The sequence below is a fragment of the Streptococcus sp. HSISS3 genome, assembly GCF_000448605.1.
GTDB lineage: Bacteria > Bacillota > Bacilli > Lactobacillales > Streptococcaceae > Streptococcus > Streptococcus raffinosi.
The window spans coordinates 942,892-958,125 of sequence record NZ_CM002130.1; the positions used below are offsets into that span (position 1 = coordinate 942,892).

Annotated in this window: 11 protein-coding genes and 1 riboswitch; of the genes, 9 read left to right on the plus strand and 2 right to left on the minus strand. The window is 40.3% G+C overall.

Going from position 1 to position 15,234, the window contains the following annotated elements; all coding sequences use genetic code 11:
• The first annotated feature begins 58 nt into the window (after nucleotides 1–58).
• The 5 genes from pyrE to nt5e all read left to right on the plus strand — a co-directional run bounded on the left by pyrE (nucleotide 59) and on the right by nt5e (nucleotide 6,260).
• On the plus strand, nucleotides 59–688 hold the full coding sequence (pyrE, locus tag HSISS3_RS04510) for an orotate phosphoribosyltransferase (protein ID WP_002888403.1): 630 nt from the start codon (nucleotides 59–61) through the stop codon (nucleotides 686–688).
• 84 nt (nucleotides 689–772) lie between these two features.
• A complete protein-coding gene (locus tag HSISS3_RS04515) occupies nucleotides 773–2,224 on the plus strand; it encodes an amidase (RefSeq protein ID WP_021151869.1) in 1,452 nt (483 codons plus the stop codon).
• 108 nt (nucleotides 2,225–2,332) lie between these two features.
• Nucleotides 2,333–3,181 carry a transporter substrate-binding domain-containing protein gene (locus HSISS3_RS04520; protein WP_002888400.1) on the plus strand — a complete coding sequence of 283 codons (849 nt, stop codon included), beginning with the start codon at nucleotides 2,333–2,335 and terminating at the stop codon, nucleotides 3,179–3,181.
• Between the two features lie 58 nt (nucleotides 3,182–3,239).
• Nucleotides 3,240–3,893, plus strand: coding sequence for an amino acid ABC transporter permease (locus HSISS3_RS04525; RefSeq protein ID WP_021151870.1), 654 nt, complete (start codon nucleotides 3,240–3,242; stop codon nucleotides 3,891–3,893).
• 111 nt (nucleotides 3,894–4,004) lie between these two features.
• Nucleotides 4,005–6,260: a cell surface ecto-5'-nucleotidase Nt5e gene (nt5e, locus tag HSISS3_RS04530; protein WP_021151871.1), complete on the plus strand. Its 2,256-nt coding sequence runs from the start codon at nucleotides 4,005–4,007 to the stop codon at nucleotides 6,258–6,260.
• 248 nt (nucleotides 6,261–6,508) lie between these two features.
• On the opposite strand, the gene mnmE is transcribed toward nt5e, so the two are convergent.
• Nucleotides 6,509–7,879: a tRNA uridine-5-carboxymethylaminomethyl(34) synthesis GTPase MnmE gene (gene mnmE, locus HSISS3_RS04535; RefSeq protein ID WP_021151872.1), complete on the minus strand. Its 1,371-nt coding sequence runs from the start codon at nucleotides 7,877–7,879 to the stop codon at nucleotides 6,509–6,511.
• 125 nt (nucleotides 7,880–8,004) lie between these two features.
• Entirely contained in the window at nucleotides 8,005–9,348 is a 1,344-nt protein-coding gene (locus HSISS3_RS04540) for an alanine/glycine:cation symporter family protein (protein WP_002888394.1), read from the minus strand.
• 95 nt (nucleotides 9,349–9,443) lie between these two features.
• Nucleotides 9,444–9,550, minus strand: a riboswitch (glycine riboswitch).
• Nucleotides 9,551–9,862: 312 nt separating this feature from the next.
• On the opposite strand from HSISS3_RS04540, the gene pcrA reads away from it, so the two are divergent.
• From pcrA to HSISS3_RS04560, 4 genes are all read left to right on the plus strand, one after another.
• A complete protein-coding gene (pcrA, locus tag HSISS3_RS04545) occupies nucleotides 9,863–12,172 on the plus strand; it encodes a DNA helicase PcrA (protein WP_021151873.1) in 2,310 nt (769 codons plus the stop codon).
• 118 nt (nucleotides 12,173–12,290) lie between these two features.
• Nucleotides 12,291–13,571 (plus strand): O-acetylhomoserine aminocarboxypropyltransferase/cysteine synthase family protein, encoded by a 1,281-nt coding sequence (locus tag HSISS3_RS04550; protein ID WP_205618666.1) that lies wholly within the window; start codon nucleotides 12,291–12,293, stop codon nucleotides 13,569–13,571.
• A gap of 358 nt (nucleotides 13,572–13,929) precedes the next feature.
• Nucleotides 13,930–14,424 (plus strand): thiol peroxidase, encoded by a 495-nt coding sequence (tpx, locus tag HSISS3_RS04555; protein ID WP_021151875.1) that lies wholly within the window; start codon nucleotides 13,930–13,932, stop codon nucleotides 14,422–14,424.
• Nucleotides 14,425–14,550: 126 nt separating this feature from the next.
• Entirely contained in the window at nucleotides 14,551–15,171 is a 621-nt protein-coding gene (locus tag HSISS3_RS04560; RefSeq protein ID WP_021145363.1) for a restriction endonuclease subunit S, read from the plus strand.
• Nucleotides 15,172–15,234 lie beyond the last annotated feature (63 nt).

Sequence of the window (15,234 nt, forward strand, 5' to 3'; positions counted from 1 at the left end):
AATAGATTGAATTAGGTTATAATAAAGAGTAGAAAACGCTTTACGGAGGATAATAATTATGACATTAGCATCACAAATTGCTTCAGACTTGCTAGATATCAAAGCGGTTTACCTTAAACCTGAAGAGCCATTTACATGGGCGTCTGGTATTAAATCACCAATCTATACGGATAACCGTATTACCTTGTCTTATCCTGAAACACGTACCTTGATTGAAAATGGTTTTGTGGAAAAGATTAAGGAAGAATTTCCAGAAGTAGAAGTGATTGCTGGTACTGCAACTGCTGGTATTCCTCACGGTGCTATCATCGCTGACAAGATGAACCTTCCATTTGCCTATATTCGTAGCAAACCAAAAGATCACGGTGCTGGTAACCAAATCGAAGGTCGTGTGGTTAAGGGCGAAAAGATGGTTGTTGTTGAAGACTTGATTTCAACTGGTGGTTCTGTTCTTGATGCCGTAGCAGCTGCAGAGCGTGAAGGGGCTGATGTTATCGGTGTTGTGGCTATCTTTACTTACGAATTGCCAAAAGCTGAGAAAAACTTTGCGGATGCCGGTGTTAAATTAGTTACTCTTTCAAACTACAGTGAGTTGATTAAAGTTGCTAAGGTTCAAGGATACATCACTGCAGACGGACTCAACCTTTTGAGAAAATTTAAAGAAAATCAAGAAACTTGGCAAGACTAATTGCCAGATTTCAGGCGGAACGTTTCAGGCGTTTCGCTTTTTTTAGTATAATTGATTACAGATTACCTGTAGGGAGAGTATGCGATGTTAATAAATGAATGGTCGGATGCGACAGCAATGGCTGAAGCAGTACGAAATAAGACAGTCAGTCCTCGTGAATTAGTAGAGGCCACTATCCGTGAAGCAGAGATGACCAATCCCAAAATTAATGCTATCGTCAGTCAACGCTATGAGAAAGCTTTAGTAGAAGCGGAGACAAAAGAATTTTCAGATAAACCTTTTGCTGGGGTTCCAATTTTTCTCAAGGATCTAGGTCAAGATCAGGCTGGTGAACCTTCGACTGCAGGTTCTCGCTTATTTACAGACTTTCGACCTAAGGAAACGGATAACTATGTTAAGAAACTGGAGGACCTTGGCTTTCTCATCTTGGGGCGTACCAATACACCTGAGTTTGGTTTCAAAAATATTAGTGATGCCAAGATTCATGGTTCTGTCAATCTTCCTGATGATGTAACACGCAATGCTGGGGGATCGAGTGGTGGTGCAGCTGCACTTGTAAGTTCAGGCATTTCGCCTTTGGCTCCAGCTAGTGACGGTGGAGGTTCTATCCGTATTCCAGCCTCCTTTAATGGCCTCATCGGTCTTAAACCAACTAGAGGACGAATTCCTGTAGGTCCTGGCTCTTTCCGTGGATGGCAGGGAGCTTCTGTCCAATTTGCTTTGACAAAGACTGTTCGAGATACAAAACGCTTGCTTTACCACATGCAGACTTGTCAGATGGAAAGTCCATTTATCTTACCTAAGCTAAGCAAGCAAGCTTTAGACCAGCCAATTAAGCCCTTGAAAATTGCATTCTCGACAGTCTCTCCAATTGGTGGTAAGGTTTCAGAATCTGCTATAAAGGCAACTAAAAAAGCCGTTAGAGCACTGGAAAACTTAGGACACCAAGTCCACGAATTGACGGAACAGCCCTTAAATGGTATTGAGGCCATGCAGTCTTATTACCTTATGAATAGTGTTGAGACGGCTGCCATGTTCGATGGCATTGAAGCTGGTCTGGGCCGTCAGATGACTCTTGATGATATGGAATTGATGACTTGGGCTATTTTCCAATCTGGTCAAAAGATTCCAGCTAAAGTTTACTCCCAAGTCCTAACTCAGTGGGACCAGTTTAGCCATCAGATGGCGAATTTTCATGAGTCTTACGATATTCTTCTGACTCCTACAGTTGCAGATGTGGCACCTAAACATGGACAATTTGCTCTTTCAAAAAGCTTGAAGACGAAACTTAAGCACATAGCTGATTACAAGTGGGAAAAGCAACAGGAGCTTATCTGGGACATGTTTGCGGATAGTCTAGATTGGACACCTTTCACGCAACAGGCTAACCTGACCGGACAACCTTCAATTTCTTTGCCTGTTTATCGTGATGAGCAAGGACTTGCACTTGGCGTTCAACTGACGGCTGCCAAGGGACGTGAAGACCTTTTGTTACAAATTGCTCAAGAAATGGAAGAAGCTTCGATTTTTAGTTAGAAAATTTTTTCTCAGTTCAATTTTTTGTAAAACCCTTTCAAATAGTGTAGGCTTATATTATAAGTTTTTAACTTACCTCAATTTTTATTTTTAAGGAGAAAGATATAGATGAAAAAGAAATTTTTCGCCGTTATTAGTCTAGCATTGGCTGCGGTCTTTTTGGTCGCTTGTTCGTCACAAAGTTCAGGCGAGAAGAACTGGGAAAAGATTGAAAAACGTGGGACTATCAAGGTTGCGACTGCAGGAACCCTCTACCCACAAACTTACCACGATGACAAGAATAATCTGACTGGTTACGATGTTGAGATTCTTAAGGAAGTTGGAAAACGCCTCAAGTTGAAGATTGATTTCACTGAGATGGGTGTAGACGGAATGCTTACAGCTGTAAATAGTGGTCAAGTAGACATTGCCAACTACTCACTTGAAGATGACAATAAGAACGTTAAAAAATTCTTGCGTTCTGAACCATACAAGTATTCCTTTACTTCAATGGTAGTCCGTGACTCTGATAACTCAGGCATTTCTTCATGGAAAGACCTCAAAGGTAAAAAAGCAGCTGGTGCCGCAAGTACCAAATACATGAAGATTGCTAAGAAGATGGGGGCTGAACTCGTTGTTTATGACAATGTTACCAACGATGTTTACATGCAAGACTTGGTAAATGGTCGTACAGACGTTATTGTCAACGATTACTACTTGCAAAAGATGGCCGTAGCTGCGGTTAAAGATAAATACCCTGTAAAAATCAACGATGGTATTTACAGTAACCCATATTCAACTAGCTTTACTTTCTCTTTGAAGAATAAAGTCCTTCAAGAAAAAGTTAATAAAGCCATTAAAGACATGAAAAAAGACGGTACTCTTACCAAGATTTCAGAGAAATTCTTTGCTGGTCAAGACGTTACAAAGAAAACTAAAGTAAACTACACTAATATTGATATCTCTGATGTCGAATAATATAAGCGATCCATTAGGGTCGCTTATTTGCTAAAGAAATGTTTAGAAAGATAGACTTATGATTATTGATTTTCAGCTGATTTTTAAAAGTATTCCCTACGTTCTATCAGGATTGCCCTACACTTTAGGAATTTCCCTATTGAGTTTTATCGTTGGGAACTTATTTGCGATTCTCCTAGCCTTTATGCGGATGTCGCAAAAGTCATGGTTAAGGTACCCTGCTCGGATTTACATTTCCATCATGCGTGGTGTCCCCATGTTGGTTGTGCTCTTCATTCTTTACTTTGGCTTGCCTTATGTTGGTGTCCAGTTGCCCGCTCTGCTTTGTGCCTTTATTGGTTTCTCCAGCGTAAGTGCTGCCTATATGGCTGAGATTCTCCGTTCATCTATTTCTGCTGTAGATAAGGGACAATGGGAAGCTGCTCGCTCCTTGGGACTGCCAAAGAAGTCTATTATTCGTCACATCATCTTACCTCAGGCCATGCGTATTGCAGTAGCACCACTCGGAAATGTCATCATAGATATGGTTAAAAGTTCTTCATTGGCTGCTATGATTACAGTACCAGACATTTTCCAAAATGCTAAGATTATCGGGGGTCGTGAGTATGACTACATGTCTATGTATATCCTGATTGCCTTCATTTATTGGACCTTGAGCTTCACATTGGAATTGCTTCAAAATCATCTTGAAAAACGCTTGGCAACTTACTAATTATTGAGACATAACGATTGAATTTCTAATCAAATAGTGAAAAATATTTAATTCTAATCTTATAATATGTGGTATAATAAAAACGATTTAACATCAGAAAGGTATTTTGGAATGAAGAAGAAAACTGTCGTTGCAACGACTCTCTCAACCTTACTCGTCTCAACTGCAATCTTGGCAAATGCTGTCCAAGCTGACGAGGTAGAAACGAATGCAAATGCTACAACTCCAAGCACAGAAGTAGTAGCTACACCAGCCACTACAAATGCAGCATCGACAGCAGACTCAACTGCATCAAGTGAGTCTGCCGCTCCACTTGTTAGCGCAACATCGACACTTGCAACTCCAACAAGTGAACCTAGTGTATCAGCAGTTGCTAGTGCAAGTGAAACAGCGACATCAACTGCAGCTGCTACACCAGTAGTAACAGAAACAGTGACTAATGCTAGCACAAGCACCAATAATGATACAGTCACAGTCCTTCACACCAACGATGTCCATGGTCGTATGGTGGAGGATGACCGAAATGGTGTTATTGGTGATGCGCTCTTGTCTGGCATCGTCAATGATTATCGCTCAAAAGGAACAACCCTTGTCTTTGATTCTGGAGACTCTTTCCAAGGTCTTCCTATTTCAAATAGTTCTAAGGGTGAGGATATGGCTACAGTCATGAATGCGGTCGGCTATGACGCTATGACCGTTGGTAACCATGAATTTGACTTTGGACTTGACCAATTGCGCCGTTTGAGCAAACAGATTAATTTCCCAATCATCACATCTAACGTCTATGTCAATGGTGTTCGTCTTTTCCAACCATCTACAATCGTTGATAAAACACCTGGTGTTGATGGTGATGAAGTCGTTGTTATTGGTGTCACTACCCCTGAAACAGCCACTAAAACACACCCTCGAAACATTGTTGGTGTGACTTTTAAAGATCCTATTTCAGAAGTCGAAGCTGTTATTGATCAAGTCGAATCAAATGCTCGTGCCGAAGGTAAGGATTACAAAACTTACATTGTTCTTGCTCACTTAGGTATTGATACAACAACTCCTGTTGAGTGGCGTGGTTCAACTTTGGCGGAAGCTCTTTCAAATTATGCACCACTTAAGGGTAAACGTGTACTTGTTCTCGATGGGCACTCACACACCCTTCATACAGCAACTTACGGCGATAACGTCACTTACAATCAAACAGGTAGCTACCTTAATAATGTCGGCCGTGTTGTCTATAATTCTGACCGTATTTTGTCACATGGAGTGATTACACATGACGAAGCCAAGAAGAATTACCAAGTTAACCCTACGCTTAAAGCAATGCTTGATGATATCCAAGCTAAATACAAAGCTGATTCGTCAAAAGTTGTTATTGAAAACAGCCCTGTCAAACTGAGTGGTGACCGAATGGATGTCCGTGTTCGTGAAACCAATCTTGGTAATGTTGTCGCAGATGCTCTCTTGGATTACGGTCAATCTGGTTTTAGCCACAAATCTAATCTTGCAGTTACTAACGGCGGTGGTCTTCGTGAAACGATTGCCAAAGATAAACCTGTGACAAAGGGAGATATTATTGCTGTTCTTCCATTTGGTAACTCTGTTGCTCAAATTCAGGTTACTGGTCAAAACATCTATGATATGTTCGTCAAGTCTCTTGGTTCTATTCTTCAAGTTGATGAAAGTGGTAAAAATGTTCTTGATGAAAATGGTCAACCTTTACTTGAACCTTCAGGTGGTTTCCTTCAAGAAGCAGGAGCTCGTGTCTATTATGACACCACCCTTCCTACAGAAAAACGTATCCTTTCTATTGACATTTTAGATCCTGAAACTAAAGCCTACAAGCCTCTCGACAAAACTGAAACCTACTATCTTGTAACCAATGATTTCTTGGCTGCTGGTGGTGATGGCTACACAATGCTGGGTGGACCACGTGAAGAAGGGCCTTCAATGGATTCTATCTTTGCTGATTATTTGGCAACAGCAGACCTTTCTAAATATGCTGTTATTAATCCAAATTCACGTACCATTTCAATTTCAAGCGCTAATTATGCCGCATTGACTAAGAAAGATGAAGCAGAGCAACCTACGCTTAATCCATTAAGTCCAGTTACTCCATCGGATGTTGCTAAAGAACTAACAACAACTAAACCTGTGGTTTCTAAAGTAGTAACGACACCAAACGGTAAAGTCTTCTTTGTGTCAACAACAAATGATGCTCTTAAAGAAACAGAAAAAGTAACAGAAGCTTCAGCTCAAGGCGAAGTTCTTCCTACAACAGGTGACAAGAGCTCACATGCTGGTCTCCTTGGCCTTGGTATGTTGCTTACTATCTTTGGACTAAGTGGTAAACACAGAGGTAAAGCGAAAAACTAAGCCAGTATACATGACAAGAAAAGTAATGGGCTAATTACAGTTGTAAATTTGTCTTTCTTAACACTGTCAAACACCTGAAACCAAGTGTTTCAGGTGTTTTTATATGGTCGAAAACTATTCCAACAATCATAACATACTATTATAAATGGAATAGTTTGGTTTTATATTTACGTAACTAAAATTATGTAAAACTTAACCATAAAAAGAAAAAGATAACGGAGTATCTTTTTACATAAATTTAGTTATGTCTATTTTCCTAAACAGAATTGACTAAAGAGTTGCGTAATGAGTTCATCTGGAGCAGCATCACCAGTAATTTCTCCAAGAATTTCCCAAGTACGTGTCATATCAACCTGTAGTAGGTCAACCGGCATGCCTAATTCAAGACCTTGATTAACGGCTTCAAGGCTCTCAAGAGCTTTTTCAATGAGTGAAATGTGACGGGCATTTGAAAGATAGGTAGCATCTTTCTCAACCAAACCAGCATTATCAAAGAAGAGTTGATTGATGCGTTCTTCAATCTTATCAATGTTTTCATTTTTCAAGACTGAAATTGGAATGACATCTTCGGGAAGTTCTTCAAGTTGGATAGCTTGAGGAAGGTCAGTCTTATTTAGGAGAATGATGCGATTGCTATTTTGGCTGATGTCGAGGAGGGTACGGTCTTGCTCAGTTAATGGCTCGGAGCTATTAAGGACAAGGAGGACCAAATCAGCTTCTTCTAGGGCCTTTTTAGAACGTTCTACACCGATTTTTTCGACAACATCGTCAGTATCTCGAATACCAGCTGTATCGATTAACTTAAGTGGAACACCCTTAATATTAACGTATTCTTCAATAACATCACGAGTGGTCCCTTCAATGTCTGTCACGATAGCTTTTTCCTCACGTAGGAGGTTGTTGAGAAGACTTGATTTTCCGACATTTGGACGACCAATAATTGCCGTTGAAAGACCTTCTCGAAGGATTTTTCCTCGTTTGGCAGTGGCAAGAAGATTTTCTAAAAGTGCTTGGAACTCTTGCGTTTTTTCACGGACAAGATTTGTGGTAACCTCTTCAACATCATCATACTCAGGATAATCAATATTAACTTCCACCTGAGCTAAAGTATTAAGGATTTCTTGGCGGGTATTGTTAATGAGATTCTTGAGTGAGCCATCAAGTTGCGAGACGGCAACTGCCATAGCCTTATCAGTCTTGGCGCGAATCAAATCCATTACAGCTTCAGCCTGAGTTAAGTCCACACGGCCATTTAGGAAGGCACGCTTGGTAAATTCACCAGGTTCAGCCATACGAGCTCCAGAACGGATAAGGAGTTGCAGAATTTCATTAGTTACCGCAACTCCGCCGTGTGTGTTGATTTCTACCACATCCTCACGGGTAAAGGTTTTGGGAGCACGCATGACACTGACCATGACTTCATCAATGATGTCATCATTTTCCACGATATGACCATAATTGATGGTATGAGAATCAACGGTTTCAAGATTTTTCCCTTTGAAAACCTTATTAGCAATGGCAATAGCATCTGTTCCTGATAAGCGAACAATACCGATGGCCCCCTCGCCTAAAGGGGTTGAAATAGCTGTAATAGTATCAAATTCTTTGGTAATTGACATGTTTTATCCTTTGAATATTTCTTTATTTGTATTAAAACGAATTTATTTCATTGTAACGCAAATAAGCAGTAGTCGCAAGAATTGGCGCTGATAACGACAAGAAAAAAGAGCCTGAGCTCTTTTCGTTATTTATGACGTTCAAAATATGATTTGGTCTCTTTGATAATGATTGGTGAGAGGACCAGAAGAGCAATCAAGTTAGGTAATGCCATCAAGCCGTTTACGATATCCGCAATTTTCCAAACAACATCGAGTGTTAGGTAGCCACCAAGAGCAACCATGATTACAAAGACAAGACGATAGAATGAGAGGAATTTGGTAGATTTGAAAATAAATTCGAAACAACGTTCCCCATAGTATGACCAACCTAAAACTGTCGTAAAGGCAAACAAGACTAAAGAAAGTGTTAGGGCAATTTCTCCAAAAGTTCCGAAAACAGAAGAGAAGGCCGCTTGTGTCATTGGTGCACCTTCTAAGCTACCAGACCATTGTCCAGTTACGAGAATAGCAAGTCCAGTAAGGGTACAAATGATGATAGTATCGATGAAGGTACCTGTCATAGAAATCAAACCTTGTTCAACAGGTTCTTCAGTCTTGGCAGCAGCAGCGGCGATAGGGGCAGAACCAAGACCTGATTCATTAGAAAATACCCCACGCGCAATACCAAGTCGCATTGCGACCATAACAGTTGCGCCAGCAAAACCTCCGACAGCAGCTTTACCAGTAAAGGCTGATTGGAAAACCATTTCAAGCACAGGGAACAGCTGATTGAAGTTAGCAAAGATGACAATAAGTGCAGCAATGATGTAAAGACCAGCCATAAATGGCACAACTTTTTCAGATACTTTTGAAATAGATTGAATACCACCGAAAATGATAGCAGCAGTGATAAGGGCTAAGATCACACTGACAATTTTTGGTGACCAATCAAAGCTGTTTTGAAGAGATGCTGTGATTGAGTTAACCTGTGAGAAGGTACCAATACCCAACCATGCGACAAGCACACCGGCAAAGGCAAAGAAGTAGGCCAAAGGCTTAGCGATTGTTTGCCATTTCCCTTTAAAGCCATTGGTAATATAGTACATTGGACCTCCAGATACATTCCCCTGATCGTCAAGTGTACGGAATTTGATAGCTAAAAGTCCTTCGGCATATTTAGTTGCCATACCGAAGAAGGCAGCAATCCACATCCAGAAAAGGGCACCAGGTCCACCAGTCTTAATGGCTGTTGCAACCCCGACAATATTACCGGTACCGACAGTTGCGGCAAGAGCTGTCGCAAGGGCTGCAAAACTAGAAATATCACCTTCCCCTTTATCTTCAGCAAAGATAAGTTTAAAGGCTTTAGGCAGACGAATGATTTGCAAAAGTCCTAGACGGATTGTAAGGTAGATACCAGTTCCTACAAGAAGGACAAGAAGGGGAGGTCCCCATACAAAGTCATCAATGGAAGTGAAAAAATCTAACATAAGTTTAGAATCTCCTTAAACCGAGACGCCAAAAAAGAGGTTTGGCTTAACCAGACCTCTGAAAATACAAAGCTATTCATACAAGTTAAAAACTTGCAATGCTTTCTGTCCTTTTACCTGAGAGTTTCGGGTGTTATCCCTTGCCCCTTCGGTGTCTTGTAAACAGCAGTAGCTGTTTCAAGCTCTCTCCAGAAGTCCGTCAATCACCAGTCATCCTGATGATGTCATTCGGTTAATATTTTATTGTGACTATATCTTACCGAAAAAACCGAACACTGTCAATACCTATTTTCTTAATTAGCCTAAAAAATCCGAATATTACGCTTTCATTATTGCACAAGAACAAGTAAATCTCACATAGCTTAGCTATCATATCAAGAATGTCTAGCAAATATCCAAGTTTGAAACAAGTATCTCAAGTTTAGAGAATTTGATGACAATCATGACTACAGTCTGCATTTTCATCGGAAAAATGATAAAATAGTAGAGCTTATTTTTGAGAATGGAGAACATGATGAACCCATTATTAAACGGTATGAATGATAAACAATCAGAAGCAGTTCAAACGACTGAAGGACCTCTTTTGATTATGGCTGGTGCAGGTTCCGGTAAGACACGAGTGCTTACCCACCGCATTGCTTACCTAATTGACGAAAAAATGGTCAATCCTTGGAATATTTTGGCCATCACCTTTACCAATAAGGCAGCTCGTGAGATGCGTGAACGTGCTATGGCTTTAAATCCAGCAACTTCAGAAACTTTGATTGCGACCTTCCATAGTATGTGCGTGCGAATTCTTCGCCGTGAAGCGGACCATATTGGCTATAACCGAAACTTCACTATCGTGGATCCTGGAGAACAACGCACTCTGATGAAGCGTATTCTCAAGAATCTTAATCTTGATCCTAAAAAATGGAATGAGCGTGCTATTTTAGGGACGATTTCCAATGCTAAAAACGACCTTTTAGATGAAGTGGCATATGAACATCAGGCTGGCGACATGTACACGCAAATCGTTGCTAAATGTTACAAAGCCTATCAAGAAGAGCTTCGTCGTAGTGAGACCATGGATTTCGACGATTTGATTATGATGACTTTGCGTCTCTTTGATAAAAATCCAGATGTTCTCGCTTATTATCAGCAACGTTATCAGTACATTCATGTGGATGAGTACCAAGATACTAACCATGCTCAATATCAGTTAGTGAAACTCTTGGCTTCTCGCTTCAAGAATATCTGTGTCGTGGGTGATGCAGACCAATCAATCTACGGTTGGCGTGGGGCTGATATGCAAAATATTCTTGATTTTGAGAAAGACTATCCCGAAGCCAAGGTAGTTCTCCTGGAAGAAAACTACCGTTCGACTAAGAAAATTCTCCAAGCGGCCAACGAGGTGATTAAGAACAACCGCAACCGCCGTCCTAAAAAACTTTGGACTCAAAATGATGACGGAGAACAAATCGTTTATTACCGTGCTAATGACGAGCGAGATGAAGCTGTTTTCGTAGCTTCAACGATTAATAACGTCGTTCGTGAAGAAGGTAAGAACTTTAAAGACTTTGCAGTCCTCTACCGTACCAACGCCCAATCTCGTACCATTGAAGAAGCCTTGCTCAAGTCTAATATTCCTTATACCATGGTTGGAGGTACCAAGTTCTACAGCCGTAAAGAAATTCGTGACGTCATTTCTTATCTGAATTTGATTGCCAACCCTGCGGATAATATTAGCTTTGAACGTGTCGTGAATGAACCGAAACGCGGGGTCGGTCCTGGTACTCTTGAAAAGATTCGTACCTTTGCCTACGAGCAAGATATGAGTCTTCTAGATGCTTCCGCTAATATTATGTTGTCACCGATTAAAGGGAAAGCAGCTCAAGGCGTTTATGACTTTGCTAATGTTATTCTGAATCTACGTGACCAGCTAGATGACTTAAGTATTACCGAAGTTGTTGAAGCTGTCTTGGACCAATCTGGTTATCTGGACGCTCTGTCTATGCAACAAACGCTTGAAAGTCAGGCACGTATTGAAAATATCGAGGAGTTCATGTCTGTAACCAAGAATTTCGACGAAACCAATACAGATGGGACAGAAGACGAGACGGGTATTGACCGTTTAGGACGTTTCTTGAACGATCTGGCTTTGATTGCTGACACGGACGATGGTGATGTCGAAGCAGCAGAAGTGACCTTAATGACCCTCCACGCTGCTAAAGGGCTTGAATTTCCAGTTGTCTTTCTGATTGGTATGGAAGAAGGCGTCTTTCCCTTGTCACGTGCTTCAGAAGAGCCAGATGAGCTTGAAGAAGAGCGTCGCTTGGCTTACGTAGGAATTACTCGTGCTGAAGAAATTCTTTTCCTAACCAATGCCAATACTCGTACGCTTTTTGGTAAGACTAATTACAACCGTCCAAGTCGTTTCTTGCGAGAAATCTCAGATGATTTATTGCAATATCAAGGACTTGCACGTCCTGCTAATTCATCTTTTGGTGTTCGTTTTACAAAGGATGAACCAACACAATTTGGTCAGGGGATGAGTTTACAACAAGCGCTTCAGATCAGAAAAGCCAATGCACAACCGCAAAGACATACTGGCGCTCAGCCATTTTCAAAAGCTACCGGAGGGCTACCATTCGGAAAAACGTCTGACTCAAGCAAGACAGCAACAGACTGGGAAATTGGCGACATCGCCCATCACAAGAAGTGGGGAGACGGAACTGTCCTAGAAGTGACTGGTAGTGGTAAAACCCAAGAACTTAAAATTAAATTTCCAGAGGTGGGACTTAAAAAAGTTCTAGCAAGTGTTGCACCCATTGAAAAGAAATAAAAGGACCGAAAGGTTCTTTTTATAAATCCTATCTATCACTCTGATAAGAAATTTCTATTAGACAGCTTGACTTGCTAGGTGTAGAATGAAGGCAACTTTTGTTTTGGAGGAAACACATATGACACGAGAATTTTCATTTGAAACCCTACAATTGCATGCTGGACAAGCCCCTGATAAGGAAGCTAAATCACGTGCGGTTCCTATTTACCAAACAACTTCATACGTTTTTGATAATGCTCAAGAAGGTGAAGACCTCTTTGCCCTTAGAAAACCTGGTAATATTTACACTCGTATTACCAACCCTACTGTAGCAGTCCTTGAAGACCGTATTGCTGCACTAGAAGGTGGTGTTGGTGCCTTGGCAACTGCTTCAGGTATGGCTGCTATCACTTATGTAGTACTTGGTTTGGCACACGCTGGTGATCATGTTGTTGCTGCAACAACGCTTTATGGTGGAACTTTTAACCTCTTGAAAGAAACACTCCCACGTTATGGTGTCACAACAACTTTTGTTGACGTCAACAATCCTGAAGAAGTAGAAGCTGCAATCAAAGATAATACAAAACTTGTCTTGATTGAGTCTTTGGGTAACCCACTTATCAACATTCCAGATTTTGAAAAGATTGCTGACATCGCTCACAGTCATAAGATTCCATTGGTGGCTGACAATACATTCGGTACACCTTATCTTATTAACGTTATTTCTCATGGTGTAGATATCGTGGTTCACTCTGCGACTAAATTTATCGGTGGACATGGGACAACTATCGGAGGCCTTATCGTCGATTCTGGTAAATTCGATTGGGAAGCTTCAGGTAAATTCCCACAATTGGTGGATGAAGATCCTTCTTACCACAATATCAGTTATACACGTGATGTCGGTGCAGCAGCATTTATTACTGCCCTCCGTACACAACTTTTGCGTGATACAGGTGCAGCCTTGGCACCTTTCAATGCCTTCTTGCTCTTGCAGGGCCTTGAAACCCTCTCACTTCGTGTAGAACGCCACGTCGAAAATACGAAAAAAATCGTAGATTTCTTGGAAAACCATCCAAAAGTTGAGAAAGTAAACTATCCTGGATTGCCATCAAGTCCTTACTATGACTTGGCACAAAAATACTTCCCTAAAGGACCAGGTTCTATTTTCACTTTCCATGTTAAGGGCGGACAAGATGAAGCTCGTACAGTCATTGATAACCTTGAAATCTTCTCAGACCTTGCCAACGTTGCCGATGCAAAATCATTGGTTGTTCACCCTGCAACAACAACCCATCAACAATTGGCAGAAGAAGATTTGCTTGCCTGCGGTGTCACTCCAAATCAAATTCGAATCTCTGTCGGTTTAGAAAATGCAGATGATTTGATTGAAGATTTGAAACTTGCCTTGGAAAAAATCTAAAAGTATTATAATACGAATTGACTCAGCATCTAGCTGGGTCTTTTTCAGATATCTTGAATCACATATTAAATTAGGCTATAACATCGTATTCTTAAAGGATTTAAGCAGGAGACATCTCAACATTTTTAAAATCAAACTATCGATAAATGGTGGTATTATAGTACAACACTTCTATGATAAAGCTGGACCTATGAAGCTTCTAAAAAGTAATTAAATACATGCTTATTATGAAAGGAAGTTAGCAGATAGATATATCTTCTGTGATTATGAAATGCTCTTTGTTAAAAATTTATAAGCAAATGGCTAGTCATGTTCTAGCATTTAAAGTACAATAAAGAAAAACTATTGGAGGAATATTATGCCAACATTTATCGGAAAACCAGTTACAGTAGCTGAAGACAAACAACTTCAAGTAGGAGATACTTTGCGTGATTTTACATTGACTACAACAGATTTAAGTCAAAAATCACTATCAGATTTCGATGGAAAGAAAAAAGTTATCTCTATTGTTCCATCTATTGATACAGGTATCTGCTCAACGCAAACACGTACTTTTAACAAAGAGTTATCAGAACTAGATGATACTGTGGTAATTACTATCTCTGTAGACCTACCATTTGCACAAGCTCGTTGGTGCGGTGCTGAGGGACTTGAAAATGCTATTATGCTTTCTGACTACTACGATAATCGCTTCGGAAGAGCGTATGGTGTTCTTATTGAAGAATGGCACCTTTTAGCGCGTGCTGTTTTAGTAGCTGATGCTGATAACAAGATTACTTTCGTGGAATATCTGGAAAATATTAATACAGATCCAAACTATGAAGCAGCAGTAGCAGCTGTTAAGAGCTTGTAATTAAGAGACCTAGTCTCTTTTTTATTTTATATTTATTGCAGTTTTTACTTGCAAAAGTATTAGCTTCTTGCTATTATTGTATAGCAATACTCATTAAGGATACTTAAATATAAGAAAGGAGATTCAATGACTGAAAAAGAAAGACCTCAATTGATTGTCAATTATGAAGCTAATACTGATAAGCTTATTCGTTTAGGTGATGTTGTTGACCAGTTCAAAGGTAAAGCTGTCCCTGCTAAAGCTGAACCAGGCGAATTTGCTGTTATTAATTTATCCGATATGACACCAAGCGGTATTTCATATAAAGACCTTAAAACTTTTTCGGAAGAACGTCGTAAGCTCTTACGGTTTTTGCTAGAAGATGGTGATGTCCTCATCGCTTCAAAAGGGACAGTGCAAAAAGTAGCTGTTTTTGAGGATCAAGGTAAACGTGAAGTGGTTGCCTCGTCAAATATTACAGTTCTTCGTCCTAAAGAAAAACTTCGTGGGTTCTACATCAAATTTTTCCTTGAGACTGAGATTGGACGTACTTATTTAGATTATGCTGATAAGGGTAAGGCCGTCCTTAACTTATCGACTGCTGACCTCTTGGATATTAAAATCCCTGAGATACCAATTGTTAAGCAAGATTATCAGATTGCCGCTTATTTACGTGGCCGCGCTGATTTCCATCGTAAGATGGTTCGTGCAGAGCAAGAGTGGGAGAATATCCAACATAATGTTACGGAAGCTCTATTTGGAAACTAATTAAAGGCACAGACTCAGGTTTGTTGGCCTTTTTTCATTATTCTCGTGTATAATGGTAGTAGT

Coding starts and splice junctions, on each gene's coding strand:
- pyrE (WP_002888403.1), top strand. CDS start 59: ATGACATTAGCATCACAAATTGCTTCAGACTTGCTAGATATCAAAGCG.
- HSISS3_RS04515 (WP_021151869.1), top strand. CDS start 773: ATGTTAATAAATGAATGGTCGGATGCGACAGCAATGGCTGAAGCAGTA.
- HSISS3_RS04520 (WP_002888400.1), top strand. CDS start 2,333: ATGAAAAAGAAATTTTTCGCCGTTATTAGTCTAGCATTGGCTGCGGTC.
- HSISS3_RS04525 (WP_021151870.1), top strand. CDS start 3,240: ATGATTATTGATTTTCAGCTGATTTTTAAAAGTATTCCCTACGTTCTA.
- nt5e (WP_021151871.1), top strand. CDS start 4,005: ATGAAGAAGAAAACTGTCGTTGCAACGACTCTCTCAACCTTACTCGTC.
- mnmE (WP_021151872.1), bottom strand. CDS start 7,879: ATGTCAATTACCAAAGAATTTGATACTATTACAGCTATTTCAACCCCT.
- HSISS3_RS04540 (WP_002888394.1), bottom strand. CDS start 9,348: ATGTTAGATTTTTTCACTTCCATTGATGACTTTGTATGGGGACCTCCC.
- pcrA (WP_021151873.1), top strand. CDS start 9,863: ATGAACCCATTATTAAACGGTATGAATGATAAACAATCAGAAGCAGTT.
- HSISS3_RS04550 (WP_205618666.1), top strand. CDS start 12,291: ATGACACGAGAATTTTCATTTGAAACCCTACAATTGCATGCTGGACAA.
- tpx (WP_021151875.1), top strand. CDS start 13,930: ATGCCAACATTTATCGGAAAACCAGTTACAGTAGCTGAAGACAAACAA.
- HSISS3_RS04560 (WP_021145363.1), top strand. CDS start 14,551: ATGACTGAAAAAGAAAGACCTCAATTGATTGTCAATTATGAAGCTAAT.